This is a genomic window from Metabacillus sp. YM-086, from assembly GCF_048059995.1.
In the GTDB taxonomy this organism is placed as follows: Bacteria; Bacillota; Bacilli; order Bacillales; family Bacillaceae; genus Metabacillus; species Metabacillus litoralis_B.
On the sequence record NZ_JBLUOI010000017.1, the window covers coordinates 32,709 to 36,892 of the forward strand.

4 protein-coding genes are annotated in these 4,184 nt (G+C 37.7%); 1 reads left to right on the plus strand and 3 read right to left on the minus strand.

Translation table 11 applies throughout. The annotated features are described in order from the left end of the window. Positions 1-548: 548 nt before the first annotated feature. The 3 genes from murA to ACEWK1_RS09935 form a co-directional block, all read right to left on the minus strand. A complete protein-coding gene (murA, locus tag ACEWK1_RS09925) occupies positions 549-1,853 on the minus strand; it encodes a UDP-N-acetylglucosamine 1-carboxyvinyltransferase (protein ID WP_098795471.1) in 1,305 nt (434 codons plus the stop codon). A gap of 32 nt (positions 1,854-1,885) precedes the next feature. Continuing rightward, complete coding sequence (locus ACEWK1_RS09930) at positions 1,886-2,614, minus strand: YwmB family TATA-box binding protein (protein ID WP_231308629.1); 729 nt, start codon at positions 2,612-2,614, stop codon at positions 1,886-1,888. A 146-nt stretch (positions 2,615-2,760) separates the two neighbouring features. Continuing rightward, the gene (locus tag ACEWK1_RS09935; RefSeq protein ID WP_098795469.1) at positions 2,761-2,991 is read right to left on the minus strand and encodes a DUF1146 family protein; all 231 of its coding nucleotides are present in this window, start codon (positions 2,989-2,991) and stop codon (positions 2,761-2,763) included. 447 nt (positions 2,992-3,438) lie between these two features. On the opposite strand from ACEWK1_RS09935, the gene ACEWK1_RS09940 reads away from it, so the two are divergent. After that, a complete protein-coding gene (locus ACEWK1_RS09940; protein WP_098795468.1) occupies positions 3,439-3,936 on the plus strand; it encodes a hypothetical protein in 498 nt (165 codons plus the stop codon). Positions 3,937-4,184: the final 248 nt, after the last annotated feature.

The window sequence follows — 4,184 nt, forward strand, 5'->3', positions numbered from 1 at the left end:
CGGTATCGAGACAGAACCTTTCTTAATATACTGGGTTTTGTCTCGATTCTCGCAGTATCGAGACAGAACCTTTCTTTCTTTACCGAGTTTTGTCCCAATTCTCGCAGTATCGAGACAGAACATTCTTTCTATGCTGGTTTTTGTCTCGATTCTCGCGTATCGGGCACCCATTTGCCTCATACATCAATTCTTCTTCTAATTATCAACGGAAGGAACCGGAGTAAGAGCTGCTTCAACCTTATGTACGACATTTCTCTTTCAACTGACCTCTCTTTTGTCGTTCATCACCCTTATGAACGACACTCTCCCCCCTACTGACCTCTGTTTTGTCGTTCAAACACCACTGGCTAATCCCTATAAAATCTCATTCACTTACTTTTCACCAAAGTTTTATAAAATTCCATGTATAATCTTCAACAAATAAAGGTATTCTAGTAAAGTCGTAAAAAGAATTAATTTCTTTACATATTTGTGAATAATACGCGTACTTATAAAAATAAAAGGAGCAGGGCGCCATTGCTGACTCCTGCTCCTTTTATGAAGGCATATTAATCTGATGATACAGCTGCTTGCTGATCAGATTTTGTTGTGATTTCTTCTTTAACACGTTCGATATCTGCGCCGATAGATGCAAGCTTATCGTGGAAGTTTACATAGCCACGATCTAGATGTTTTAGTTCAGTGACACGTGTATGGCCTTCTGCACATAATCCAGCTAGGATTAGTGCGGCACCAGCACGTAGGTCAGTTGCTGCTACTTCTGCACCTTGTAGCTTTACAGGTCCATTGATGATAACGGAACGTCCCTCAATTTTGATATCTCCATTCATACGACGGAATTCTTCAACATGCATGAAACGATTTTCGAAAACTGTTTCTGTGATCATGCTAGTTCCGTTAGCACATAGTAACAATGCCATCATTTGCGATTGCATATCTGTTGGGAAACCAGGGTGTGGCATTGTTTTTAAGTCTACAGATTTTAATTTCTCAGGTCCGATGACACGTAAACCTTCTTGTTCTTCAATGATTTTAACGCCCATCTCTTCCATTTTTGCAACAAGAGATGTTAAATGCTCTGGAATTGCTCCTTTTACAAGAACGTCTCCGCCTGTGATTGCTGCAGCTACCATGAATGTACCTGCTTCAATACGGTCTGGGATGATTGTGTGGTTAATACCTTTTAGAGTTTCCACACCTTCAATACGAATAGTTCCTGTACCGGCGCCGCGGATTTTACCACCCATAGCATTGATATAGTTCGCTAAGTCAACGATTTCAGGTTCTTTTGCTACGTTTTCTAGTACCGTTGTTCCTTCTGCTAAAGCAGCTGCCATGATGATATTTTCTGTTGCACCAACACTTGGGAAATCAAGGTAAACTTTAGCACCTTTTAGTCTTCCATTTACTTCTGCTTCAATAAAGCCGTTTCCAACTTTAATTGAAGCTCCCATTGCTTCAAAGCCTTTTAAATGCTGATCAATTGGACGTGAGCCAATTGCACAACCACCTGGTAATGCAACACGTGCATGACCATTACGAGCTAAGAGTGCTCCCATGACAAGTACAGACGCACGCATTTTTCTTACATATTCAAATGGTGCTTCTGTTGATAGCTCTTTTGATGCATCTACAATCACTTGATTATTTTCAAAATGGACATCTGCGCCTAAATGGCGTAGAACTTCATTAATTGTATACACATCGGAGAGCGTAGGCACATTACTTATTATACTTTTATCTTCACTTGCTAATAATGATGCAGCGATAACTGGTAGAACGGCATTTTTTGCTCCTTCAACTTGCACAGTACCGTTTAACCTACGACCGCCACGGACGATGATTTTTTCCAAAGTATTCCCCTCCGCGTCCCAATTTCTCTATATTAATATTCAGACGTAATGATTGGTGTTCCTATAACGACCGTAGTTTTACCGCCCAATCCGTCAGTTCTTAATGCAATTTGTATGTTCATGTTGTTTTCATCTGTTGGAATGAAATCTTCCCATATAGGGGTTTTAGCCGATACCGAAAGAAAATCTGGTTCCTGCAGTTGTTCTACCGGTTTCGCCTCAAATTCTTTTAACAAGTTTTCTGATTTTTGATTCAAAACACCTTCCATATTATCATTAATGATTCCTGCCATACAAGCAAAAATTGTAGGTTTTTCATGAAAGATGTCGAAAGCATTTGTTTGGAAGTAGTCGTTGATGTTGTTCCAATTTTTTTGTGAGTTTACACCCTTAACCTCATAAAGGATATACGATTGTGATTGATTGTTTGTGAGGGTGTTTAAAATCTGAAGCTTTTCTGTTACATTTTTCTCTCTATTGTTAAAAACACCAATCGCTTTATAAACGTTATCGTCCTCTGAGAACGTCCAATTAAATTGACGGTATTGGTCTGTTATTTGTTTCACTTCATCGATTGATTGATTGCTGACAACCTGTTTAGCATATAAAGACCATTCTTTGATGTCAATATCTTGATGTTCCATACCTTTAGCAATTTGAAATAATTTCGATTGACGTTCAGTTGCTCCAATGTGATTTGCCACGAAACTAAAAAGTATTGACAACATTAAAACCATAATTCCTATCCCTTTATATCTCATACACGGCCACTTCCTCTCCTTAGTAACATTGTTACCGGATAAAAAGTGTCCATACGTGGAAAAAGTCGTCAATAATAGACAATTCTGTAAAACGATCAATATGTACCTATTTCCCGTTTAAGATCCGCTATAAACCAACGTTTTTTCTAAAAAAGTGATGGAAGTTGTTGTGACCATAATAAATAATCAAGGAAAAAATTACTTACTAATGATCCAATGGCAATGGTTAATAATATAAGAAGTACCTTCGCTTGAATGACTTTGCCCGCTTTAATCCATTTTTCAATGTTTAATGCTTGTAAGGCCCACCAAGTTACTGCGATGAAAGCAAGGTGTACAACCATACTTATTAAGGCCAGTTGTCCATAGTCGGGCATGCTTCACCCCTCCAATAATCCAAGTTTTAAGGATTATTTTTTTATTTTGCAAAAAACACAGAGCAATTTAAATCATACCTGTTTTTTTTCTAAAAACAACCTCAAAATGACCTATATTAGCGAAAAAAATGAATCTTTTTTTCTTGATGTGATATATACCCTTGAATAGTATATTGAGCTTTCCATGTAACATGATTGATTTTTACTTTTAATAAAAATTTAACGTATACTGTCTTTACTTTTACAAAAAACATGCTAAGGCCGATTAAGAAACTGCAGGCCAAAAAAGGCTCACCTTTCTATTTTACTACCTTTTATCATCCACTTACTTCCTCATTTATGAAAAAATTGTTACAGATTTTCCAAGCCATTTTCTGTGTTATACTTCAGAAGCAGCAGATCCTGCTGAGACATATATAGGTTTTAACAGGGAGAAGGGGGCAGAACATGCAATTAAATTTTGAAAACAACCACGATTCAATTCAAGAGTATGCTTCAACATTACCTTTCTTTGATAATATTTACGCAGCAAAGGCTTTTTATTACGAACATCGCCAGGAACATCTTAAGCTATTAGAAGAAATTTCAAAAGAGTTTAATGTACTTCTTGATTATTCCCCTAAAAGTCTCATTTCTTTAGAGGAATTTTATTTTCATTTAGTTCGAAACAACTATTTTTTTGACATACAAATAACGATTGAAGAGTTTGAAACATGTATGAGTCTGTATTTATGTGAAGTATTAGTTATGCATCATGATGATGCTGCTGAGTGGATTGTCGAAGAATATCCATATGCGGATCAGAAGTTCGTGATGGGCATACGATACGGACGTTTTCATCAATACTTTGAAAATCTGTTTCCACAATTCTATCTTTCACAAAAAGATGGAAGTCAACAAGCGCTGTTTAAGCGCTATATGAGAATGAGTATGAAAAGTAAGTGATTTGATTGCGGGTAGGACCTGGGATCGTTGAGACTGTGTATCGCGGATATACCCTCGAGAATCGCGGATATACTCCCGAGAATCGCGGATAAAAACCGAGAATCGCGGATAAAACCCGAGAATCGCGGATAAACCCTGAGAATCGCGGATAAACCCGAGAATCGCGGATAAAACCCGAGAATCGCGGATAAAACCCGAGAATCGCGGATAAAACCCGAGAATCGCGGATAAAACCCGAGAATCGCGGT